The following is a 23,570-nucleotide window of genomic DNA, read 5'->3' on the forward strand; positions in this document are numbered from 1 at the left end:
TTATTCGTGGCCGAGCGCGCGGAGAATGCGCGCCGGCGTCATCGGGATTTGCCCGATCGTGGCGTTGAGCGGCAGCAACGCGTCGTTCACCGCATTCAACGCAGCGGCGGCTGCTGCGGCTGTCCCTGCCTCGCCGCAACCTTTGGCGCCAAGCTCAGTGTCATGCGTCGGGGTCTCGACATGCGCGACTTCGATGTCCGGCATTTCGACCGCCATCGGCACGAGATAATCGGCGAGCGATCCATTGGTGAGCTGGCCATTATCGTCGTAAAGGCATTCTTCAAAGAATGCCGCGCCGAGCCCCTGCACCACGCCGCCGCGAATCTGCTCATCGACCAGCATCGGATTGATGACGCGCCCGCAATCCTCGACGACCCAGTGCTTGAGGATCTTGACGAAACCGGTTTCGGCGTCGAGTTCGATCAGGCTGCCCTGGATGCCGTTGGTGAAAGCGAACGGATAACCCTGCGGCGCATAATGATGCGCGACAGTAAGCTGGGGATTCGTGTCCGGCGGCAATGTGTCGGAACGGAAATAGACGATGCGCGCGACTTCAGCGAGCGCGATGCGCTGCTGGCCGCCGTCGGCATCGACAATGTACCCATTCCGGATATCCAGCCGCTCCGGTTTTTCCTGCAAGATCGCTGCGGCGACGGAGAGAATGTTGGCTTTCAGCTTCTTCGTGCCTTGCAGCGCTGTTTCCCCGCCGATGCCCGCGCCCCGGCAAGCCCAGGTCGCACCGCCATGAGGCGTGTTATCGGTGTCCCCCGTCATCACCTTCACGCGCTCGCGATCGATGCCTAACGTCTCGGCTACGATCTGGCCGACAATGGTTTCAGTACCCTGACCAAGCTCCGTCACCGAAATCTGGCACTGTACCTCGCCCGATGGCGTCACCTTGATGATGGCGCCATCCTGCGCGGAAATGCGCGCGCCACCCACGCCATAAAATGCCGGCCCCGGATTCGTGATCTCGACAAACGCGGCGATGCCGATGCCGCGGCGGATGCCTTTTTTCAGCAACTCCGCCTGTTCGGCGCGCAAGCCATCGTAATTCATCATCGTCTTGAGGCGCGCGAGACAGACTTCGTGTGACAATGACTCGAACTTGAACCCGCTGGGCGAAGCGCACGGATAGGCGTCGTCGGGAATGAAATTCCTCGCCCGCATCTCGAAGGGATCGAGCCCTGCCCGCAGCGCAGCCATATCGACAAGCCGCTCGGTCACGGCACAGGCGATGGGATGGCCGACCGCACGATACTGGCTGGTCTGCACCTTGTTCTGAAACACCACCGACAATTCCGCGCGGTAGTTCTTGAACCGATACGGCGTGCCGATCAGGCGGACCACCTGATTGCCTTCCACCACGCTGGTGCGCGGGAAGCTGGAAAACGCTCCGACAGCGGTCACATCGTCGACATCCATCGCCAGAATCGTCCCGGCTTCGTCCATCGCCAGCCGGGCGCGGACGCGATGATCGCGCGCGTGAATATCCGACAGAAACGCCTCCAGCCGGTCGGCGACATATTTCACCGGCCGGCCGAGCATCATGCTCAGGCCGACCACCGCCATGTCCTCATGATAGACGTGCAGCTTCATGCCGAACGATCCGCCGATGTCTGGCGCGATCACGCGAACATTGGCCTCCGGCACGCCGAAATGCCGGGAGTAGAGATCCTGAAACTGATACGGGGTTTGCGTGGCGTGATGTACCGTGAGGTGGTGCTCGCTCGGATTGTAGTCGGCCACGATCGCGCGCGGCTCCATCGTCACCGCCGTATGGCGGCCGAAGGTGAACTCCCCTTCCACCATATGCTTCGCGCTCGCGAAAATGCCGTCGATCCCGCCGGTATCGATTTTGGTGTTGAAACAGACATTGGTGCCGAGTTCCGGCGCGATAATCTCGCTTCCGGCAGCGCGCGCCGCATCGATGTCCACCACGGGCGCGATTTCCTCGAACTCGATGACGACCGCCTCGGCGGCATCCTCGGCCTGCGCGCGCGTGTCGGCGACGACGGCAACGATCGCCTGCCCCGCCCAGACCGCCTTGCCCAGCGGCAGCGGCAATTGTTCGGACGATTTCATGCTCTTGAAATGATCGAGCACGCCGAGCCATGGCTTGCAGGTGCGCGAGAGGTCTTCGCCTGTCGCGATCAGCCGCACACCCTGCATGGCTTTGGCATCGGTCGAATCAATAGAAATGATCCGCGCGTGGGCGTAGGGACTGCGCACGAACGCCGCATGGAGCATACGCGGCAACATCAGGTCGGTGACGTAACGTCCGCGGCCTGCAAGCAGCCGTTTCGCGTTGGGGCGCGAGACAGAGCGGCCGATATAGGAATTTGGCCTGTCAATCGAGTGAAGCGGCGCGTTCATACGTCAGCCTCCTCCCGCACGCTGATCAGACCTGTCCTTCGATCCCGTGCCACGGTTTCGATCGCATCGACGATCGCTTCATATCCGGTGCAGCGGCAATAATTTCCCGACAAGCCGTCACGGATGTGCTCACGCGAGCCCGTGAGGTCCGCTTTGAGCAAGTGATACGCCGTGACGAGAACACCTGCGGTGCAGAAACCACATTGCAACGCATTGCGCTGATGAAATGCTTCCTGAATGTCAGCGATGGCGCCACGATCGTTCAATCCCTCGATCGTCTCGATCGTCATCCCATCGGCCTGAACTGCGAACATCAGGCAGGCATGGATCGGCTTGTCGTCGAGAAGCACAAGGCATGCACCGCACGCGCCCATCTCACAGCCCATATGCGTGCCGGTGAGTTGCAGATCCTGCCTCAAAAAATCCGCCAGCGTGTCCCGCGGCGACACATGGCGCGACACCACCTCTCCATTGATCGTCAATGTGATCGGCATCTTGTCGCTCATGCTGCCTCCATCACGCGATGAAGCAGTCGTCCGAGCACAACCCGCGCCAGATGCATCCGCATTGTCGCGGTCATGTGTTTATCGTCCGGCGGATCGAGGTCCGTCTCAAGCGCGGCCTGAGCGCGCTGGATCGTCTCGGCATCAAGCCTGTTGCCGATCAATGCGCTTTCAGCAGCCTTCGCGCGAACCGGAGTCGCGCCGACTGCAATGAATACGATGCGGGCATCGCTCGCCATGTCGCCGTCGAACGACGCGATCACACCGGCGCCCACAATGGCGTAATCGCCCCGGCGGCGGGCCAATTCGTCAAACGCATAGCGCTGGTTTGGCTTCACCACCGGCACATGCAACGCAACTAGCAACTCACCGGGATCGATCGCGGTCTGATAAAGGTCAAGATAGAAGTCATCGGCCGCGACGCGGCGCGTGCCCGAGGGGCCAGCGATTTCCATTTCCGCACCGAGCGCCAGCATCATCGCCGGGAATTCGGAGGCTGGATCGGCCAGCGCAACGCTGCCGCCCAACGTGCCTTTATTGCGGATTGCCGGGTGCGCAACATAAGGCGCCGCCTCGCTGAGCAGCGGCGCATGCTCGCGGATCAACGGGTTGCTAAGCGTTTCAAAATGCCGGGTGAGCGCGCCGATGCGCAGCCAGTTTCCATCAAGGGAAATCCCCTTCATGGAATCGATGTGGGAAATGTCGACAAGCAGTGACGGCGCCTGCAAACGCATCGCCAATGCCGGAACGAGACTCTGGCCGCCCGCGATATAGCTCGCGTCGTCACCCGATCCCGCATATGCGCCGAGTGCATCCTCGACCGTCGTCGGACGCACGTAGCTGAACGCTCTGGCCTTCAACGAAACCTCCCTCGAGGCAGCCATCCAGATTTGTGACCATCTGGTAACTTAATCCAACCACGCCGGAGGCAGGCTCGTCAACAGAAATGACCATTTGGTCACTTTTTTGGATTGCGGTAGCGTGACGCAGATTTGGAAGTCCGATTCACGCCATGGCCAAAAAGATCGCAAAATCAGTCAGAAAGATCGCGGCGGGACAACCGCGGCGGCGCAACATGCGCGCGGCGGACCGCGAGCAATTCATTCTCGATGAAGCCATCCGATTTTTTGCCGAACGCGGGTTCGAGGGACAAACCCGCGAACTCGCCAAGCGCATGGGGATCACGCATGCGACGATCTATCGGCACTTTCCGAGCAAGGAAGCCCTGGTCGAGCGCGTCTACGAGCACATTTATCTGAGCCGCTGGAATCCCAACTGGGGGCCGCTCATCCGCGATCGCACGCAATCTCTCGAATCGAGGCTCACACAGTTCTATCTCGAATATGTCGAGCGCGTATTCGACTACAACTGGGTGCGGATTTTCGTCTCGTCGGGTCTGAAATCGTTCGACATCACCAATCGCTATCTTGCAATCGTCAGCCGAGAGATTATTGACCCCGCCTGCCGGGAACTGCGCCACGACCTGGGACTTCCAAGCGCCGACGACGTGCCGCTGTCAGAGCGTGAACTGGAGATGTTCTGGGGCCTGCACGGTCGCATTTTTTATATGGCGATCCGGCGCTTCGTGTACTGCACACCGACCCCTTCGTATCTCGACGACATCGTGCATGATTCGGTGACAGGCTTTCTCAGTGGGTCGAAGGACCTGATGCCGAAACTGGTCGTGGAGCTTACGGCCAAGAGCGCATCAGCGGTCGCATCTGGCCCGAAAGCTACGATCTAGGTCTAAACCTACCCAGAAAAGAAGTCGTTGTTTGCTTTGGGCCATGAGCCAATTTGAGTCACGAGCCAACGCTGCGAAGCATCAGCATTGCGCCGGAAGCAGGCATCGCAACAATCTGAGTTCGCAGTTCTATTTTGAGTGGCGGCAATTTGGCGCTCCCTAGGGGAAACACCAAAAGCATTAACAAGCCTTTGATACATCGAGGTTTTTTAAGCCGCCAGAACACCCTTGTGTAGCAGATATTTGGATATCAGTCGAGTATCGAAAGTCCGGTGCAGGACGGCCTCAGGTTAAAAGACGTCCGCAACTCACGTCTCATCCTTATTATCTTTCAAGTCGTTGGTGAGGACACTCTTGAGCACCGCTATCCATTTCTCATTAATATCCGTCAGCATTAGCCGCGATATATTTGATGGGAGAAGTGGATCATGATCGAGAGATAAAATTCTGTTCTCCTCCACCACGTCACTTTTTGCTACATTTACATCGAGCTTTTTCAACGCTGTCGATAATCGTGTCGTGAGTTCGATCTTTCGTTGCCTACTTACTCGCTCCTTAAATTCCGACCGAAGCCAATCATTCAGAAACGCTTGCTGTCCGTGATTTAGTCCAAAGTCCCCGTCGCGAGAAACAATAACAATATTTTCTCGGTTGGGGGCCTCGCAGGCACACTCAATAATCCATTCCCAATTGATCGCGTCTCCCATACGCAAAGTGTCGTCCTTGCGGGGAGGGTATCCGAGAGCAAAACGCTTTCGCGCGAGATGTCTTATTGCATAACGCCGTTTGCTGGGCCTCTTTAGAATAAAGCTGGACTGTGCCTTGAATATTCGACTCAGAGATTGAAACACTGCGTCGTTGCGTTCCGGATGCTGTAAGATTTTTTCAATCTTCTGAACGACCTTCTTGTGATGAGCTAACGCGCTTTTTTGCTGACGCACGAAGCCCTTGGCCGCTTGAGCTTCACTCAAGATGGACGGCATGTTCTGTTGCGTGGGTTTAGCCAAGTCTTTGAGAGTTTGCGTTATGACTTTCTGTCGGTTTTTTAGAAATTCCATCCAAACCTGATCTGTCAAAATCAGGGCACCAGCATGTTTTTCCAAGGTTGCGAGCGTACGTTTCGCGCTTTCATTGCCAAGTCGATAGAAGTCGAGAAAAATATTCGTATCGACAAAGACCAGCCATTTCTCTTGCTTCTTCCTCGTGCGTTTGGGCTTCGCGCTCATTTCGATGCACCTTCAATTAAAGCCAAAATAAAAAGCTTCTTAGCCCTCACAGATTGGGGACCGCGCAAAATAAATTCTTGTCATACGAAAACCCCGGAGCTAGTTTCCGAATGTCATACGGAAATGATTCGTGGAGATCGTCAAGATGGGAAGGCCGAAAGCAAAGACTCCACGAAAAGCGGTTGCCAATGTTCGCCTGACCGATGCCGAACATCAAGAGATGGAAGCCACGGCGAAAGCGCTGGGATATTCATCAATGAGCGAATACGTTCGATTCCTGCATCGGGAACGCGCGGACGCGCTAGCTGTACCTGCGCCGCCCCCCATTGTGCCAAACGTCCCGGCTCCCCGACTTTTTCATACAACGAGACATGGTCAGATTTACCATGGCGACTCCCTCGGACTTTTGCATAAGACCCTGAAGCCGGGCTCCGTCGACTTAATCGTCACATCCCCGCCGTTTGGCCTAGTGCGAAAGAAAAGCTATGGCAATGAAGACGCGGATGAATATGTCAAATGGTTCCGGCCCTTTGCTGAAGGCTTCAAGCGCGTCTTAAGTAAGCAAGGTAGCCTTGTCATCGATATTGGAGGCGCATGGAAGAAGGGCCTAGCCACTCGAAGTCTCTATCACTTTGAGCTTTTGATCTCGCTCGTACGCGATCACGGGTTTCATCTTTGCCAAGAACATTTCTGGTGGAATCCAGCCAAGCTTCCCTCGCCAGCCGAATGGGTCAATATTCGTCGGATTCGAGTGAAGGATGCGGTCAATTGTGTTTGGTGGCTATCACCGAGCCCTTGGCCAAAGGCTAGCAATAAGCGCGTTTTATCGCCTTACAGCGACTCCATGAAAGACCTTCTCGTCAATGGGTACACGGCGAAACTGCGACCCTCCGGCCATGACATCTCAACAAAGTTTCAAAAAGATAATGGCGGGGCGGTGCCGCCTAATCTTCTCGCGATAGCGAACACAGAGTCTAACGGTATCTACCAAGCGTACTGCAAAGCACACGGCATTGATCCTCACCCTGCCCGCTTTCCGCCAGGTCTCCCAGAATACTTCATTCGTATGCTGACTGATCGCGGAGATACTGTACTCGATCCATTTGGCGGCTCATGTGTAACGGGCGAAGTAAGCGAACGTCTTGGACGGAAATGGATTTGTTCAGAGATCGATGCCGCGTTTCTAACAGGCGCACTCGCTCGCTTTGATCCTAAGCTTGCTGCGCGACAAAGCTCGCTCGGGAAACCTTACGAGATTTTCCCTCCCTGCTCTCTGCCTATTAATGATAGCGAGCGGCTACCGGCTGGCGGTGGCAAAGAGCGGATTTCCGGTAACGTGAACCAGATCAGCAGGGCGGCTCCAAAGTCGAAGAAACAATCGAAGATAGTTCAAGCGGCGGTTTAAATGGCAGCGGCCTTCGCTGCACGGTCTGACCACTCGTGCAAATTTCCTTCGATCAAGTCCACGAAATCCAGAGCTACCGGCTTATCGGCCAGTAGTGAATTAGGTCGCTCTTCTTTCGGGTAATGCCAGAGAGCTATAAGTGACCGGCTCAACAATTCGTGGAGAGCCGAACCGCTCGCATAGCCGCGTCCATATCGAACAATCTGAGCCGTGGCCTCGCGGAAAGCGCTTCGCCAGCTTTCCATCTCATTCGTAAAGAACTTGGCTTCGCCAATCGCGATGATCGCTCCGTCCTCTTTGACTAATACGATGTCCGGACGATCACTTCCTGCTGCAATCCCATATGCAGTGAGGATTCCATCTACGATAACTTCGGAGGGCTCTGCCTCCGGCTCTGAATACGATGATGTTCGATTCTGCCAATAAATCCGGCACGTTCCAATCTGAATCACCGCCTTTGCAGAGCCTGGATATATTGGAAGTAATCGGAGTGGTTGGGACGTTTTATCTGAAAACGCCGTGGCCATGCCCAGCGCGAGGGCTAGCTCAAATGTCTGCCAATCATGAAGCGGACCGAGAAGGGTCTCACGCAACATTTCAACGATGGTCTCAGGATCACCGTCTTCGATCCTCTGGAGAGACCTAAAGGCTGAGTACGCGAGACGATAAAGTTTCTTACGCGACGATGCCGCCTGAACGAGAGATTGTGGCGATGGGCGCTGCGAAGCATCTGTTTCGTGCATGGCCTGAGCGACGCTTGAAATGCGCCGCACGGTGCCAATCAACTTCGCCCCATCAATAATTGAGTTGGCATAGTCAGATGTAGTTCCTACCTCCTCCATAAAACGCGAAAGGAGAATGTTGGTTCTCTGAAGTACCCAAACAAGCACGTGGTTTGGACCCGAAGTGTAGACCCGCATGGGCTGCGCAAAAACTACTCGCGTAGGGTGTCCGCTCAGCGCTCGCGCGACAACGGTTTTCCGAGCGTCTATCCGACCCCGCACCATCGCATCGTCAGTCCGGACAATCTCACCTAGTGCGGATTGAACCTCGTGTCGATTGTGGACTAGATGATTGCAAAGATCAGAAACTGGACGTGAAACTGCCCAATGATATCGAAGTATTTCAAGGTCTTCCGTTTTGCTGAAACGAGGGTCAACAGGCTTCGCTGACCGCGCCGAGCGAAAGTATCGTAACAGGAGTCTGGTTGCGAAGTCATCGAGATCTGACGTCATAGCGCCAACGATAATAACTTTCGCGTAAGCTCTTTCGCTTCTTTTGAATCAGTGGTCAGACCCAGTACATTCGAAATGTTGACGGCGATTCTATTTGCCTGCTCGTGAGCGACGCCATCTAACATAGGCAAGATCGATACTTGGAATGCACTGAGATAAATCGACTTGCTCTCCCCCTCTGCTCCCACGAAGAAATTGAAGTCTGGAGCCGCCGCTTTGCAATATGCCATGACATCGATGAAGGGCGCGGCGCCCATGGGACGTATGTCATTAACGATCGACCAAATATCAGCGATTGGGGACTTTGCACTCTCTGGAGGTTCTTCGCTCCAATATCCCTTTAATGCACCGAAGTCGCGGACGAATTGATTTAGGTCCTCCGGTGCATCGACCAATATCCACGCGAAGCGCCGAGTGAGCGCATATGACATCTGATATAGCGAGGCCTTATCAATGCTATTGAGGGTAGCCAACAGCCGCCAGTTTTGCGTAGGGGCGAACTCATGCTGTTTGGCATTGGCTTTGGCTGCCGGGAGGATTACGAAACGCTCCGAATTTTCATCTGCCGGATTTCGCAGATAGGGGAGCGTAGTTGGCTGTCCGCTGAGCACGGTAAATAGTGGCCCGAGCACGCGATCGATATCACAGCGATTTAACTCGTCGATGATTAGAGGCTTATCAAAGTGCTCCAGCAAAATTCCCTTGGAAAACCTAATGCTACCATCGCCAGCAGGCTGATAGCCTCCAATGATATCCTGCGACGACCAATCGGAAGACCCGGTCACCATCCTATGCGAATTGTACAAGTGCCCAGCAACAAGCTCTGCCAGTGATGTTTTCCCCGTACCGGGGGGCCCATAGAACATCAAATGCCGCTTGCCCGATTTAAGAGCATTGCGAATCTGATCGTAAACTTCAGTCCGAATGCCGATTAGCTGGGAAAATGCTGGAATGTTGAAGTCGGGGGGCGTCTCAACATCCAACGTGTCGCTAGTGGACGGTTCAGTCTCGACAGGTTCGTCAAGCACAGGCGATGCATTGTCGAGCGCCTTTTCGATTTCGGCGAGTGCTCGGTTCAAGTCCGATGGGGAAGTAGCATCAAAGACGGGAATCTGTGTCATGTGGTCTTTGTGGAGCGCCCTCCGGTGCGATCAATGTCGAAGTACCATCGCTTCGTATCTTCGTCCTGCCGGAGGTCGCATATCCGTAGCTGGGCGATTTCATCTAGACGCATACCGGACAGCAGGCCAATCAGCGGAAACCAGAATGCCGCTTCCCCACCACCACCGACTGGCCGTTCGTTTTCCGCATAGACCGGCGACGTGAAGATTGCCTTGAGATCGGACTTCTCGAAATGCTTGCGCCGCGTTTGATGAGCGTCGACGGTATACCGAATGGCCTTGCCAAAAGGATTCACGAAGCCCGGTACCTTGTCGAGAAAGCCTTCACGTTCAGCCCGCGAGACGATTCCACCAAGCACCTGCACGATCTTGTTTACCGTTGTCGCCATACGAGGCTTGAACGTAGAGAGGTCTCGCTTCAGCAACTCTGGCAAGGGCAGCTTGCGTAGATCACGCGGCAATGATGCAGGTACCTTGGCAATGGCATCGCGAAACTCGCGGGCCTTCTCGCGGGTGATTTCACCAAGCCGCAGATCACCGTGAAGCTCCTTAAAATATCGGAAGGCCTGCTCCGCCTCTGTCACGGTGTTGGCATTCGGCTTCTTGGCATTATGCGCCGAACCACCAGCAGCCCAAGAAGCCATCGCCTCGGAAAGCTTTGGGCCTAACTCTTGGGAAAACTTTGAGCCTGACTCTTCAGTAAATTTCCTGACTGCTACCGGCGTCGGAACGATTTCCCCACGCTGGCGCTTACCCATTGCGTCATAGGCCCGCACGTGAGCCTCAAGGACGACGAGGGCTGCCTTCTGAAACTCCGGCGAGGATTTATTCAGATGAATGCCACATTTCTGAAGCTCTCTGGTGGTCTCCGGGTAAACGATCTTCGGGTCTCGTTGCGCATAGGCAGCGCGAAAGTCGTCTTCCAAGTCCGACAGCAACTCGCCATAGGCATAAAAATGATCCGGCGTCATTCCTATCTGGGTGCTTGGCGGCATATCCACGAGATGGGACCATCGAGCACGATCTTCAGGCGTCTGCAGATGCCGCCTGTCATCGCCCTCGGTCCGCTCGGCCTCATCGTTCGCAAGGAGGTTCGCAAAGACATCGTCGCCAAGTTGCTTCAGATCGAGAGCCACCGGCTGCACCGTCACCGCAGGAGGCGCGAGGGCCTTCACGGCTGCGTCGAACAACTCAGACGCCTTCAAGGCCGCCTGATGGTCACGCCGCTTCGCCTCGTTCAAATTCTTCGTAGCGAGCGAGCGAACAAGTTCGCGCTTGAAGTATCCTGTCTTGGTGTTGATCAGATCGGAGAAGTCTTCCCGCATATGTGACGGGGCAGGCTTTCCGGCCAATGACTCCGGCAGCCTTTTTCGAAATTCGTAGGTGCCCGATGCACGCCGCTGCATGTAACTCAAAGCCGCCATTGTGGACCACCTTTGTGGGCTACGGTTGTGTAGCAAGGCGGCCTCTCTAAGCTCATGATTGCTTAGAGTTTTCAGCTTTTCAATGGCTTAGAAATTTTTGGCGCTCCCTAGGGGAATCGAACCCCTGTTTCAGCCTTGAGAGGGCCGCGTCCTAACCGCTAGACGAAGGGAGCGTTGGGGCAAGGGATAGCCGCCACGGGCGCAAATCGCAAGGTGCGAAACCAGGCAATAAACCTTAAGGCTCGCTCGCGAACCGCGCCCGGCCCAGCAATTTGAAGGTTTTGGCGTCATAAGTGCGGATTTCGGTGGCTCCCCCGATATCCAGCGTCACCGCGATCCGGTCCTCCAGCGCCGCCGTGGAGACGATCCGGGCACCCTTCGGCACCATGATCGTGGCTTCGGCGGCAGTCGTGGCCCGGCCCTCGCCGCGAAACAGCTTGTAGCCGATGGCGATGAACACCGCGCCGATCCCCAGCGCCGTGGTCAGGCCCGCGATCAACATCAGGCGCTTGAGCCGCGCCATCATGGCGGCCTGTTCAGGCGTCAGTTCGGCAGCTACATGTTCGGTCATGCAAGGGTCTTCTTCAAATCACCGGGGTGCGGAAAGCACCGGCGAGCGCCGCATTATCACAGCTCCCGCCGCAGGCAAATCGCCAGGCCAGTCGCCAGGCCAGTCTCAACGGCTCGACCGCGTGCTCGCCGAACAGGTCGAGGACCTGTCACGCACCCGGCTGAAAGCCCTGATCGTGGCCGGCCATGTCAGCATCGGCGGCGCTCCGATCCTTGATCCCGCCTATCAGGTCAAGGCGGACGAGACGATCATCATCGAGGTTCCGCCCGCCGTCCCCCCGGAGCCGGAAGGCGAGAACATCCCGCTCGACATCGTCTACGAGGACGACGATCTCCTCGTGCTCAACAAGCCGAAGGGGCTCGTGGTGCATCCGGCGGCGGGGCACGAGACCGGCACGCTGGTCAACGCGCTCATTGCCCATTGCGGCGCAAGCCTTTCCGGCATCGGCGGGGTGAAACGCCCCGGCATCGTGCACCGGCTCGACAAGGACACCACCGGGCTGATGGTGGTTGCCAAGAACGACCGCGCTCATCAATCGCTCACGGCGCAGTTCGCCGACCATGGCCGCACCGGCGCGCTGCGGCGCGGCTACATGGCGTTCGTCTGGGGCGCACCCTCACGGCCGCACGGGACCATCGACCAGCCGATCGACCGCCATCCCTTCGCACGGGAGAAAATGGCGGTGCGGCAAGGCGGCCGGCACGCCATCACCCATTGGGAGATGCTGGAGAGTTTCGAGGGAGCGGACGGCAAACCGCTCGCCGCCCTGCTCGCCTGCCAGCTCGAGACCGGGCGGACCCACCAGATCCGCGTCCACCTCGGCCATATCGGACATCCCCTGATCGGCGACGACGTCTATGGCTCGGGCTTCCGCACCAAGGCCAACCATCTGGGCGGAGCCGCCAGAACTGTGGTGGCGGCTCTCGGCAGGCAGGCCCTTCATGCCTACCTCCTCCAGATCGAACATCCGGCGACAGGAGAAATAATGAACTGGCAATCGGGGCTGCCGGAGGATTTGGTTCTCTTGCAGAGCGCCCTGCGCGCGGCGGCTTGACGCAGATAAATTGGAAAAGCTCCAAGGTTACATATATTTAACAGGCGTCACGGGTTCGTGACCCTGTTTTGTTCTTCCCTTTTCGCGCCCCTTGGGTATGCTGCACCTGCGTGACGGAGATGTCCCGTCGCGGAACATTGCAGCTCCGCTGGCTTTGACAAAGCAGCAGCCTGCCTGGCCCGCCGATGTCGGGGGCCTGAACAACGGAGGGCGCTACCACATGGCCCGTGCAGCCACTTTGCCGGTTCTCAACGGAGAGTCCGGTCTTTCCCATTACCTCGCCGAAATCCGCAAATTCCCCATGCTTGAACCGCAGGAGGAATACATGCTCGCCAAGCGTTGGCGCGAGCATGACGATCGGGATGCGGCGCATAGACTCGTAACCAGCCATCTGCGGCTCGTGGCGAAGATCGCCATGGGCTATCGCGGCTACGGCCTGCCGATCTCCGAGGTCGTCTCGGAAGGCAATGTCGGCCTGATGCAGGCGGTGAAGCGCTTCGAGCCCGAAAAGGGATTCCGCCTCGCCACCTACGCGATGTGGTGGATCAAGGCGTCGATCCAGGAATACATCCTGCGTTCGTGGTCGCTCGTGAAAATGGGCACCACCGCGAACCAGAAGAAGCTGTTCTTCAACCTGCGCAAGGCCAAGAGCAAGATCTCGGCGCTGGAAGAAGGCGACATGCGCGAGGATCAGGTCAAGCTGATCGCCAAGCGTCTCGGCGTCACCGAGCGCGACGTGATCGACATGAACCGCCGCCTTGGTGGCGACGCCTCGCTCAATGCGCCGATCCGCGACGACGGCGAACCTGGCGAATGGCAGGATTGGCTGGTCGATACCTCGCCCAACCAGGAAGCCATCATGGCGGAGAGCGAGGAATACGATCACCGCCGCAACGCGCTGACCGGCGCGATGGGCGTGCTCAATCCGCGCGAACGCCGCATCTTCGAGGCGCGGCGCCTGGCCGAAGAGCCGATGACGCTCGAGGACCTCGCCGCCGAATTCGGCGTCTCGCGCGAGCGCGTGCGCCAGATCGAGGTCCGCGCTTTCGAGAAGGTGCAGGCCGCGGTGAAGAGCACCGTGGCGCGCCAGGAGCAGGCGGCACTCGAGGCCGCTTACTGAAGATCGGCTCCATTTTCAAAAGACGAAAGCCGGCGGAGACGCCGGCTTTTTTGTATCAATAATAATCCTGCAAGAATTCCGACAGCGAATCCGGATCGTAGATGTCATTGCCGCCGAGAGGATCGTTCAGCATCGTCAGGGCGTTCGTTTTGTAATCGGCCTCGACATCGTTGGGCGCGGCTCCGAGCGGCTGCGACAGGATCGAGCGATACGACAGATAATTGTCCTTGCTGCCGACGAAGATGCAGACGCATCTCCTGGGGTCAGCGAACAGATAACGCGTCACACCGTTGACGGTGTGCATCACGAACCGATGCGGCGGCAAGGCGTGCAGCGCCTTCTCTCCCTTCGGTCCGTTCGCCGGCTGAACCTTGAACCCGGCGGACGACAGATAAAAATCGTTCTTGTCCAGAAAGGAAAGGCTGAGTTCCTCATCGGCCAGCAGCGGGCTGCCCGACAGCAGCGAGATCAATCCAACTCCAAACGACAGGCGTCGCGCTCTTGTGAAATTCATGAACTATCCTCCAGCCGGAACCGAGGATGGGCCGGGACTATCGGCCGATCAAGGGAAAATGAAAGGGCTGCTGCAAGCGCGAGCCTTTTGAACCCATATCGATTCCAAAGCGACTAATCGCCACCACCGCATGCGATGCACAAGATGTAGTGCGGCCATCACGCTTCGCCGGCAGGCGTTCTTACAATCACGTCATGAAGCAAAGCATGAAGAAAATATGAATTGAGGAATTCTGAATCCGCGCACGCCGATTTGTTTTCTTTCACTCCCACATGACTCACAACGGCCTCAATGCACCTCGATGGTGCGCCGGTCATTGAACCAAGGAGACGCGCATGATCAATCGTCCGCCGGAAACTTTCAGCGCAGAAACCGTGGCTGCCTTGCGCGAAGTGCTCAACATCGCCGTCGCCCAGATCGCCGAGCAGAACAGAACGCCCGCAACCAAGGCCAAGATGGCCGAGACGATCGTGCGGCGCGCCGCCGAAGGCGTTACCGACGCCGTCGATCTCGTCACGTTAGCGGTCCGCGAGGGTGAAACGCCCGCAGCCTGATGCAAAAAGATAGAAGAAAGAGAAATGCAATGCCCGGTTCTGTGCCGGGCATTTTCATTTTGGCTTACGCCTCGGCGGGAGCCTTGATGCGCGGAGCCTGCGTCGCGAACTGCTCGTCCTGCGGCTTGGACGGCAGCGAGCCGAACGCCTTGGCGTGATCGATCACGCGCGCCATCAGTTTCAGCCCGAGCGGCGCCAGCGCGCGCTCCCACAATTCACGCGCGGTTTCGCCCTTCTTGACGAAACACCATTCCTGCGCGGCGATCGCGCCGCCGTCCATCTTCTCGGCGAGATGATAGATCGTGCCGCCCGTTACCGGATCGCCTTCGTTGATCGTCCACTCGACCGCGGCGATGCCGCGATGGCGCGGCAGCAGCGAGGGATGATAGCCGATGCCGCCCAGACGCGAGGCCGCGAGCGCATCTTCCGTCACCTTGGCGTGGCTGTGCGCGGTGATGATGAGATCGGTACCCGGCGGAATCTCCGAGGCTTCGATCGCCTTGGGGTGGGCCTGCACGTGAACATGTAGCCCCGCGGCGCGGCCGGCCGCGGCCAGACGATCCTCGCCGTCGGCCACGATCACGCCCGCGATCTCCACGCCATGCGCGAGCAGCATCTCAAGCGTCTTAACTCCGAAATGACGGGAGCCGGCGAGCGTAATCCGCAAGGTCATTGTCCCCAGGCTGAGAAGGCTTCGTTGAAAATGCGCTCGCCCGGCGAGCCCTTCTCGACCGACAGGATGGCGCGCTTGCCGTTGCCATAGACGATCGGAATGTCGAGCGAGGAGCGCTCCTTCAGCACCTGGATGTTACGGGCGCGGTCGACATCGACATTGGACAGGCCGATCAGGAAATAGCCGTCCTGCACCTTGACCGACGTGGCCGCGAGCGGCGTGCCGCGCGGCTGGTCCGGTGATTTGGCGTAGACACCCGGCACGTTGGCGATCGTGGTGCCGAAATCGGGGCCGACCGTGAACACGATCTCCATCGTATGGCTGGTCGCCGGCATCGACGGATCGGTGTTGCGCATGATCGTCAGCGCCACCTTCATCTTGCGGTCGGGCAATTCGATGTCGGCCTTGATCGCGGTGTCCGGCTTCTGCTTCGGCGATGCCGCGACCTGATCGAGACGCCACACCACGGTGCCGACGGTCTGCTTGCCCTGCGGATCGGACGAATCCTCTTCATAGAGGATCGCGCGCTGCGCGACCTGTGCGACCTGCTGGTTGGAATCCGATTGCCCGACGCGGTCGGTGATTTTCGGACGGGCGCTGGTGTCGCTGCCCGCCCCGTTCTGGATCGCGGTCCGCGGCGACGGCTTGAACATCGACTTCATCGACGCGCCGTATTTCTGATACCCCAGAATGCCGCCGCCGATCAGAATGAGCGCCAAGCCCGCGAACAGCACGCCCTTGAGCGGAAAACCGCTGCGCATTTTCTCGGGACGGCTGTCGTAGCCGCGCCGCACTTTCGCGGGCGCAGGCTCGTGGCCGGTCAACTCCTCATAAGATTCATCGTCGGGATAGCCGGCATACGCGCCGCGCTGTTCCATGTCCGGCTCGGAGCGATCGAACTCCGGCGTCGGCGAAGACACATTGGCGAACGTCTTGCGCGCGGAGCGATTGGCCTGCGAAGCGGCACGGCCGAGTTCATCGGTATCGGCGACGACATCGCGGAATCCGCGCGTCCCGACACCACCCTGATGGGACGGACGGCCCTGCCCCTGACCTGCCGGTGCATGCGGCTGCCCTGAAAGCGAATCCGACCCCGGCCCGCGCGGACGGCCGGGCACGCGAGGACGATCCTCGAAAGACGGCGGCGCATCGTGACGCGATACAGGCGGGCGAGCCATCGGAGCGCCGGGCTGCGCGGCGCGCACACCGGCCGCGGCGCGGGCGCTGTCGCGCAGGATATCGCCCCGGCGCGGACCTTCGCGAGGCGGGGCTTCCGGCCTGCCGCGCGGCGGCTCGGCACGATGCGAGTCTCCTCGCGTGCGATGAGCGGCTTCCGCCTCGACCTTGCGGACGGCTTCTTCCAGCGCCAGGCGCTCGCGGGTGATCTCGGCTTCGGTGAGGGGCGGCTGCACGCCGCGCAACTGCGCGATCAGCGCCGTGCGGGCACGCTCATACAAGGCACGCCGGCTTTCCCCTGAAGCGTTGGGATCGAGGCCGGCGACGGCACGCGCGATGAGGGGATAATAATCAGCCATTCTTGTTCAGCCGGCGAACCCTTTACACAGCCCGATTGCGAAGGCGCATGCTTGTCACGACATCATGCCTCGAATGGGTTTTGCACCAGAATAGTATCTTCGCGTTCGGGGCTCGTGGAAAGCAGGGCGACCGAACATCCCACGAGTTCTTCAACCCGCCTGACATATTTGATCGCCTGCGCCGGCAAATCGGCCCACGAACGCGCGTTCGCGGTCGGTTCCTGCCAGCCCTCGATGGCCTCATAGATCGGCTTGACCCGCGCCTGAGCCCCCTCGCCTGCCGGCAAATGGTCGATCTCTTTACCATCGAGCTCGTAGCCGACACAAACCTTGATCTCCTCGAAGCCGTCGAGAATGTCGAGTTTGGTCAGAGCGAGGCCGTGGATGCCGCAAGTGCGAACGGTCTGGCGAACCAGCACCGCATCGAACCAGCCGCAGCGGCGCTTGCGGCCGGTGTTGACCCCGAACTCGCGGCCACGCTGGCCGATCAGTTCGCCGGTCGCATCCGTCAGTTCCGTCGGGAACGGACCCATGCCGACGCGCGTGGTGTAAGCCTTGCAGATGCCGAGCACGTAGCCGAGCGCACTCGGGCCCATGCCCGAGCCGGTCGCCGCCTGCGCCGCCGCCGTGTTGGAGGATGTGACGTAAGGATAAGTACCGTGGTCGACATCGAGCAACGCGCCCTGCGCGCCCTCGAACAGGATGCGCTTGCCCTCGCGGCGCTTGTGATCGAGCAGATTCCAGACCGTGTCGGCATAAGGCAGCACCTGCGGCGCGACCTGCACGAGGTCTTTCAGCACCTCGCCCGCATCGATCTCCTTGAGCGAAAGCCCACGGCGCAGCGCATTGTGATGCGACAGCAGCCGCTCGATCTTGTGCGGCAGGGTCTGCGGATCGGCGAGATCCATCAGGCGAATCGCGCGGCGGCCGACCTTGTCTTCATAGGCCGGGCCGATGCCGCGCTGGGTGGTACCGATCGCGGTCGCCTTGCTGGCGTTCTCGCGCACCGCATCGAGCTCGCGATGCAGCGGCAGAATCAATGTGACGTTCTCGGCGACGCGCAGATTGTCGGGAGATACCGCGACGCCCTGCTCCTTCAGCCGTTCCACTTCCGTGACGAAGGCCTGCGGATCGAACACCACGCCATTGCCGATGACCGACAATTTCGAGGATCGCACCACGCCGGACGGCAGCAACGCGAGCTTGTAGGTCTTGCCGTTGATGACAAGCGTATGGCCGGCATTGTGCCCGCCCTGGAAACGAACGACGATGTCAGCCTGCTCTGACAGCCAATCGACAATCTTGCCCTTCCCTTCGTCGCCCCATTGAGCGCCGACGACCACAACATTAGTCATTGGGGTAAGCCATTTTCGGAAGCATCCTCACGTTCGTCTCAAGCAGCCGGACATGGCTGCGCCTACCGGCAGGAACGCTCGCATGCCAGGCCACCACCCGATAAAGGATGATGGGATGTGACGCAAGCAAAACAGCCCTTTGACGGCGCCGTGACTTCTCTTCAAAGTATTGAAATCCCCAGTTAAATCGCAACATCGCCGGAATTCCGCCGTCTCACTGGTACCGCTGCCGACATGACCCCGCCAAAGCCGCTTTTTCCGTCTTTCCGCCTGATGGACAGGCCCTATCTGCTGCTCTCTCTCACCATGCTGTTCTGGGCGGGAAACATCGTCATCGGCCGCTATGCCGCCGGGCAGATTCCGCCGATGGCATTGTCATACCTGCGCTGGCAATTGGCCTTCCTCTCCCTGCTGCCCTTCGCATGGTCCGACCTCCTTGGGGACTGGCCGACCATTCGCCGAAACCTCGGCATGATGATCCTGCTCGCCTTCACCGGCGTCGCGACCTTCAACACGCTGGGCTACTGGAGCCTGCAATACACCACGGCGCTCAACGCGCTGCTGCTGCAATCCTCCGGCCCGCTTTACGTGGCGCTGTTCGCGCTGGTGCTGTTCAACGTGCGCCTGACATGGATGCAGGCGTTCGGCATCGTGATTTCGCTGACGGGCGTGCTGACCATCATCCTGCAAGGCCAGTTGTCGGCGCTGCTGCAAATTCACTTCAACAAGGGCGACATCGGCTACACCGTGGCGCTGTTCGTGTTTGGGCTTTATTCCGCGCTCGCCTCGCGGCGGCTGGCGCTGAAGCAGCTTTCCTTCCTCGCATTCAACTGCGGGGTCGGTTCGCTGTTCATCCTGCCGCTGTTTGTGTGGGAAATGGCGTCCGGCCGCGTCACGCCGCTGAACGCCCACACCATTCCGATTCTGATCTACGTCGCGATCTTCCCCTCGACGCTCGCTTACCTGTTCTACAATCGCGGCATCGAACTGATCGGCGCCAACCGGAGCGCACCGTTCCTGCATCTGATCCCGGTGTTCGGCTCTGCGATGGCGATCGGACTGCTCGGCGAGGAGCCGCATCTGTATCACATCGTCGGCTACGCGCTGGTGTTCGCCGGCGTGGTGATCGCCGCGCGCAAGCCGAAGCAGCCTGAATAAAAACACCGCGGGGCCGCCGCGGCCATGATGCGCTCAGAACGATGATCCGGTCGGTCTAAAGCCTGTATTCTGCTCGCGGAACGGATTTCTCAGTGTGGTCGCTCCGGTGTCCGGCTTGCTTCCCGGCACCGGGAAGGCGTAACCGATGATCGTCTTGATCACGATGCGGTCCGAAGTGGGCGTAAGGCCATATCCCACGCCGAAGTTCACATCGAAATCACCGGCCTTGAAGTCCGTGACCGCGAACAGCGTGTGCTGCTGATCGCGGACCGCCGCGAAGCGGCCGATCTCGCCGAAATCCGCATAGTATTCGAGGCCAACCTGCACATCCGGCGCAACCTTCTTCGCTGCCCGGAACGCGGGGGCGAAAGTCGTTTCACCCAACCGGCCAAGCCCGATGTCCACGATCGGATTCACGATGAACTCGTAGTCGCCTTTTCGCATGCCGACGATTGGGCGAATTTCGAGTCCCCACCGGGTCTGGGAAAATTTCGGCGTCTCGTAGCCCAGCTCGAAATTGACGCCGTAGAAGAACTCACGCTGGCCGGCATTGGGCGATACAAAGAGGGTTCGCAGCTTGAAGCCGTCGGACAGGAGTTGCCGATCCTGCACGGCGAACGGCACATAAAATCCGAGCTCCCACCAATCCGTCAGGCCGTAGGCGAATTCCGGCGTGCCATTTAGGCTGCCATCGGAGCGAAAACCTCCCGGAAACGGCGGCAAGGACTGACCACGCGCGACATAGTTGAGGTGCTGCTGAATGGTCCATTGGCCCACCGCCGCAATCGACGCATCGTAGACCTGAATCTCGTCTGTAGCATGGGCGGCAGCAGAGAGGCCAAATGCCGCCGCGGCACCGACCAGCATATGACTGATAACACAACGGAATCTTGCCGCGACCGGACAATTCACCTGACTCGCCCCCGTCGCTGTCTTTAAGTCCGCTACAAAATTAGAATGGTTCTAAATTAATTATTGCCAGCTCTCCTGTCAAACGCGAAAGGCGGCTGCCCATCCGGTTGCAGCCGCCTTTCAAAGTTCAAAAGAAGCCCTTTCGGGCTGGTGCGCTCAGAACGTCAGCGCCTTGGCCTGCTTCACGTGCGGCAGCTTCGCGACCTTGGCAAGGACCTCTTGCGGCACCTGTCCATCAACCTCGACCAGCGCGATAGCGTCGCCGCCCTGCTGATTGCGGCCGAGATGGAAGGTCGCGATGTTCACCTTGGCATCGCCGAGCATCGAGGCGAACTGGCCGATGAAGCCAGGCTTGTCCTCGTTGGTGATGTAGATCATCGACTTGCCGAACTCGGCATCGACGCGGATGCCCTTGATATTAACCAGACGCGGCGCGCCATCGGCATACACCGTGCCCGACACCGAACGCTCCATGTTGTCCGTGGTCACGGTGACGGTGATGAGGCTTTCGTAATCGCTTTCGGCGGCGCGCAGCACTTCGTCCACCACCATGCCGCGCTCCTTGGCGACGACCGGCGCGGACACGACGTTGACGTCGCCCAGCATCGGACGCAACAAGCCGGACAATGCCGCCGCCGTCAGCGCCTTCACCTTCATCTCCGCAACCGCGCCCTCATAGGTGATCTGCACCTTGGCGATGTTGCTCTCGGTGAGCTGGCCCGCGAACGAACCGAGCTTTTCGGCCAGTTCGATGAACGGCTTCAGCTTCGGCGCTTCTTCCGCCGTGATCGAGGGGAAGTTGATCGCGTTGCTGATCGCACCGGTGAGAAGGTAGTCCGACATCTGCTCGGCGACCTGCAACGCGACGTTCTCCTGCGCTTCCGAAGTGGATGCGCCGAGATGCGGGGTGCAGATCACATTGGGATGGCCGAACAGCACGTTGGCCTTGGCCGGCTCCTCGACGAACACGTCGAATGCCGCGCCCGCGACGTGGCCGCTGTCGAGCGCCGCGCGCAATGCCGCCTCATCGACCAGGCCGCCGCGCGCGCAATTGATGATGCGCACGCCCTTTTTGGTCTTGTTGATCGCGGTGGCGTCGAGAATGTTGCGGGTCTTGTCGGTCAGCGGCGTGTGCAGCGTGATGAAGTCGGCGCGCTTGAGCAGGTCCTCGAGTTCGACCTTCTCCACGCCGATATCCCTGGCGCGCTCCGGCGACAGGAACGGATCGAACGCGACCACCTTCATCTTCAGGCCGAGCGCGCGGTCCGCGACGATCGCGCCGATGTTGCCGCAGCCGATCACGCCGAGCGTCTTGCCGGTGATCTCGACGCCCATGAAGCGGTTCTTCTCCCACTTGCCCGCCTGCGTCGAGGCATCGGCCTGCGGAATCTCGCGTGCCAGCGCCAGCATCAGGGTGATGGCATGCTCGGCGGTGGTGATGGAATTGCCGAACGGCGTGTTCATCACGATGATGCCGCGCGCGGTGGCGGCCGGGATTTCGACGTTGTCGACGCCGATGCCCGCGCGGCCGATCACCTTGAGGTTCTTGGCGTTGGCGAGAATCTTCGCCGTCGCCTTGGTGGCGGAGCGGATGGCGAGGCCATCATAGTTGCCGATGATTTCGGCGAGCTTGTCCTTGTCCTTGCCGAGCGCCGGCTGGAAATCCACCTCGACGCCGCGATCCTTGAAGATCTGCACGGCGGCGGGAGACAACGCGTCTGAAATGAGAACTTTTGGTTTGGTCATGGGAGCGATCCTGTGTTCGTCATTCCGGGGCGCGAACAGCGTGAGCGAACCCGGAATCTCGACATGAAAGGGAAAAGCATCAGAGGATTCCGGGCTCGCGCCTTTGGCGCGCCCCGGAATGACATCGCGTAATGCGTCACGCCGCCTTGGCGAGCGAAGCCTTGGTCTCGGCAAAGGCCCAGTCGAGCCACTTCGTCAGGGCCGCGACATCGGCGGTCTCGACCGTCGCGCCGCACCAGATGCGAAGGCCGGGGGGCGCATCGCGATAGGCACCAAGGTCATAGCCCGCGCCTTCCTTCTCCACCAAAGCGACGAGCGCCTTGGCGAAAGCAGCCTGCGCGTCAGCGGCCAGCGACGTGATCGCCGGATCGACGACCTTGAGGCAGACCGAGGTGTTGGAACGGATCGACTTGTCGGCCGCGAGGAAATCCACCCACGGCGTTTTTGCCTGCCAGTCGGTCAGCACCTTGGTGTTGGCGTCGGCGCGCGCCATCAACGCCTTGAGGCCGCCGAGCGACTTCGCCCAGTTGAGCGCGTCGAGGTAATCCTCCAGCGCCAGCATCGAGGGCGTGTTGATGGTTTCGCCGACGAAGATGCCTTCAATCAGCTTGCCGCCCTTGGTCATGCGGAAGATTTTCGGCATCGGCCATGCCGGCGTGTAGCTCTCGAGCCTTGCCACCGCGCGCGGCGACAGGATCAGCATGCCGTGGCCGCCCTCGCTGCCCAGCGCCTTCTGCCAGGAGAAGGTGGTGACATCGAGCTTGGCCCAGTCGAGTTTCTGCGCGAACGCCGCCGAGGTGGCGTCGCAGATCGTGAGACCTTCACGGTCCGCCGCGATCCAGTCGGCGTTCGGCACGCGCACGCCGGAGGTGGTGCCGTTCCAGGTGAAGACGATGTCGGAATTCTTGTCGGCCTTGGCGAGGTCCGGAATATCTCCGTAACCGGCGGTGAGCTTGGTCACGTCCTTGAGCTTGAGCTGCTTCACCACGTCGGTGACCCAGCCTTCGCCGAACGACTCCCAGGCGATCATGGTGACGGGGCGTGCACCCAACAGCGACCACAGCGCCATTTCCACCGCGCCGGTATCGGACGCAGGCACGATGCCGATGCGGTAATCGGCGGGAATTTCAAGCACCTCGCGCGTCAGGTCGATCGCGAGCTTGAGCTTGGCCTTGCCGATCTTCGCGCGATGCGAGCGGCCGAGGGCAGCGTCCTTGAGATTTTCGGGGGTCCATCCGGGGCGCTTGGCGCAGGGGCCGGAGGAAAAATGCGGCACGTTCGGCCGCAAAGCGGGCTTCGCTACAGTCATCGTCTATCCTTCCAGATAGTAAGCCTCCCGTTGGG

The 23,570-nt window shown here is 59.5% G+C and carries 21 protein-coding genes and 1 tRNA gene; 6 read left to right on the forward strand and 16 right to left on the reverse strand.

Translation table 11 applies throughout. The annotated features are described in order from the left end of the window. Genes AFIC_RS13385 through AFIC_RS13395 form a run of 3 tightly spaced genes read right to left on the reverse strand, consistent with a single transcriptional unit; the run spans position 1 to position 3,739 of the window. Positions 1-2,376 carry a xanthine dehydrogenase family protein molybdopterin-binding subunit gene (locus tag AFIC_RS13385; RefSeq protein WP_275246721.1) on the reverse strand — a complete coding sequence of 792 codons (2,376 nt, stop codon included), beginning with the start codon at positions 2,374-2,376 and terminating at the stop codon, positions 1-3. Further along, positions 2,373-2,882, reverse strand: a complete 510-nt coding sequence (locus AFIC_RS13390; protein WP_275246722.1) for a (2Fe-2S)-binding protein — start codon at positions 2,880-2,882, stop codon at positions 2,373-2,375. Before AFIC_RS13390 ends, AFIC_RS13385 begins: the two co-directional genes overlap by 4 nt. Next, positions 2,879-3,739 carry an FAD binding domain-containing protein gene (locus AFIC_RS13395; protein ID WP_275246723.1) on the reverse strand — a complete coding sequence of 287 codons (861 nt, stop codon included), beginning with the start codon at positions 3,737-3,739 and terminating at the stop codon, positions 2,879-2,881. The genes AFIC_RS13390 and AFIC_RS13395 overlap by 4 nt, the downstream gene beginning before the upstream one ends. Positions 3,740-3,891: 152 nt before the next feature. Between AFIC_RS13395 and AFIC_RS13400 the strand changes: the two genes are divergently transcribed. Continuing rightward, complete coding sequence (locus AFIC_RS13400; RefSeq protein WP_275246724.1) at positions 3,892-4,623, forward strand: TetR/AcrR family transcriptional regulator; 732 nt, start codon at positions 3,892-3,894, stop codon at positions 4,621-4,623. Positions 4,624-4,931: 308 nt separating this feature from the next. Here AFIC_RS13400 and AFIC_RS13405 read toward each other — a convergent pair whose 3' ends face one another. Continuing rightward, a complete protein-coding gene (locus AFIC_RS13405) occupies positions 4,932-5,849 on the reverse strand; it encodes a PIN domain-containing protein (RefSeq protein WP_275246725.1) in 918 nt (305 codons plus the stop codon). A 130-nt stretch (positions 5,850-5,979) separates the two neighbouring features. Between AFIC_RS13405 and AFIC_RS13410 the strand changes: the two genes are divergently transcribed. Next, on the forward strand, positions 5,980-7,254 hold the full coding sequence (locus tag AFIC_RS13410; RefSeq protein ID WP_275246726.1) for a DNA-methyltransferase: 1,275 nt from the start codon (positions 5,980-5,982) through the stop codon (positions 7,252-7,254). Here the strand turns inward: AFIC_RS13410 and AFIC_RS13415 are convergent. The 5 genes from AFIC_RS13415 to AFIC_RS13435 form a co-directional block, all read right to left on the reverse strand. Next, on the reverse strand, positions 7,251-8,174 hold the full coding sequence (locus AFIC_RS13415) for a hypothetical protein (protein ID WP_275246727.1): 924 nt from the start codon (positions 8,172-8,174) through the stop codon (positions 7,251-7,253). The two genes, AFIC_RS13410 and AFIC_RS13415, sit on opposite strands and share 4 nt — an antisense overlap. A 311-nt stretch (positions 8,175-8,485) precedes the next feature. Further along, on the reverse strand, positions 8,486-9,610 hold the full coding sequence (locus AFIC_RS13420; RefSeq protein WP_275246728.1) for an AAA family ATPase: 1,125 nt from the start codon (positions 9,608-9,610) through the stop codon (positions 8,486-8,488). Then, positions 9,607-11,034 (reverse strand): site-specific integrase, encoded by a 1,428-nt coding sequence (locus AFIC_RS13425; protein ID WP_275246729.1) that lies wholly within the window; start codon positions 11,032-11,034, stop codon positions 9,607-9,609. The genes AFIC_RS13420 and AFIC_RS13425 overlap by 4 nt, the downstream gene beginning before the upstream one ends. A 98-nt stretch (positions 11,035-11,132) precedes the next feature. Next, positions 11,133-11,207, reverse strand: a tRNA-Glu gene (locus AFIC_RS13430). 62 nt (positions 11,208-11,269) lie between these two features. After that, complete coding sequence (locus tag AFIC_RS13435; protein ID WP_275246730.1) at positions 11,270-11,605, reverse strand: hypothetical protein; 336 nt, start codon at positions 11,603-11,605, stop codon at positions 11,270-11,272. Here AFIC_RS13435 and AFIC_RS13440 point away from each other — a divergent pair. Continuing rightward, positions 11,604-12,659, forward strand: a complete 1,056-nt coding sequence (locus tag AFIC_RS13440; RefSeq protein WP_275246731.1) for an RluA family pseudouridine synthase — start codon at positions 11,604-11,606, stop codon at positions 12,657-12,659. The genes AFIC_RS13435 and AFIC_RS13440 overlap by 2 nt on opposite strands. 220 nt (positions 12,660-12,879) lie before the next feature. Further along, on the forward strand, positions 12,880-13,779 hold the full coding sequence (gene rpoH / locus AFIC_RS13445; protein ID WP_275246732.1) for an RNA polymerase sigma factor RpoH: 900 nt from the start codon (positions 12,880-12,882) through the stop codon (positions 13,777-13,779). 55 nt (positions 13,780-13,834) lie between these two features. Here rpoH and AFIC_RS13450 read toward each other — a convergent pair whose 3' ends face one another. After that, positions 13,835-14,293 (reverse strand): hypothetical protein, encoded by a 459-nt coding sequence (locus AFIC_RS13450; protein WP_275246733.1) that lies wholly within the window; start codon positions 14,291-14,293, stop codon positions 13,835-13,837. A 335-nt stretch (positions 14,294-14,628) separates the two neighbouring features. Between AFIC_RS13450 and AFIC_RS13455 the strand changes: the two genes are divergently transcribed. Next, positions 14,629-14,847, forward strand: a complete 219-nt coding sequence (locus AFIC_RS13455; protein ID WP_275246734.1) for a hypothetical protein — start codon at positions 14,629-14,631, stop codon at positions 14,845-14,847. A 64-nt stretch (positions 14,848-14,911) separates the two neighbouring features. Here the strand turns inward: AFIC_RS13455 and AFIC_RS13460 are convergent, their stop codons facing one another. The 3 genes from AFIC_RS13460 to AFIC_RS13470 all read right to left on the reverse strand — a co-directional run bounded on the left by AFIC_RS13460 (position 14,912) and on the right by AFIC_RS13470 (position 18,410). Next, entirely contained in the window at positions 14,912-15,514 is a 603-nt protein-coding gene (locus AFIC_RS13460; protein WP_275248734.1) for a formyltransferase family protein, read from the reverse strand. A gap of 2 nt (positions 15,515-15,516) precedes the next feature. Next, positions 15,517-17,055, reverse strand: coding sequence for a hypothetical protein (locus AFIC_RS13465; protein WP_275246735.1), 1,539 nt, complete (start codon positions 17,053-17,055; stop codon positions 15,517-15,519). A 62-nt stretch (positions 17,056-17,117) separates the two neighbouring features. Next, positions 17,118-18,410: an adenylosuccinate synthase gene (locus tag AFIC_RS13470; RefSeq protein WP_275246736.1), complete on the reverse strand. Its 1,293-nt coding sequence runs from the start codon at positions 18,408-18,410 to the stop codon at positions 17,118-17,120. Positions 18,411-18,644: 234 nt separating this feature from the next. On the opposite strand from AFIC_RS13470, the gene AFIC_RS13475 reads away from it, so the two are divergent. Further along, a complete protein-coding gene (locus AFIC_RS13475) occupies positions 18,645-19,568 on the forward strand; it encodes a DMT family transporter (protein WP_275246737.1) in 924 nt (307 codons plus the stop codon). 33 nt (positions 19,569-19,601) lie between these two features. On the opposite strand, the gene AFIC_RS13480 is transcribed toward AFIC_RS13475, so the two are convergent. The 3 genes from AFIC_RS13480 to AFIC_RS13490 form a co-directional block, all read right to left on the reverse strand. Further along, positions 19,602-20,435 carry a hypothetical protein gene (locus tag AFIC_RS13480; RefSeq protein WP_275246738.1) on the reverse strand — a complete coding sequence of 278 codons (834 nt, stop codon included), beginning with the start codon at positions 20,433-20,435 and terminating at the stop codon, positions 19,602-19,604. Between the two features lie 201 nt (positions 20,436-20,636). Next, positions 20,637-22,226 carry a phosphoglycerate dehydrogenase gene (gene serA, locus AFIC_RS13485; protein ID WP_275246739.1) on the reverse strand — a complete coding sequence of 530 codons (1,590 nt, stop codon included), beginning with the start codon at positions 22,224-22,226 and terminating at the stop codon, positions 20,637-20,639. A gap of 136 nt (positions 22,227-22,362) precedes the next feature. Continuing rightward, positions 22,363-23,535 carry a phosphoserine transaminase gene (locus AFIC_RS13490; RefSeq protein WP_275246740.1) on the reverse strand — a complete coding sequence of 391 codons (1,173 nt, stop codon included), beginning with the start codon at positions 23,533-23,535 and terminating at the stop codon, positions 22,363-22,365. Positions 23,536-23,570: the final 35 nt, after the last annotated feature.

This window comes from [Pseudomonas] carboxydohydrogena (assembly GCF_029030725.1).
GTDB classification, from domain to species: Bacteria; Pseudomonadota; Alphaproteobacteria; order Rhizobiales; family Xanthobacteraceae; genus Afipia; species Afipia carboxydohydrogena.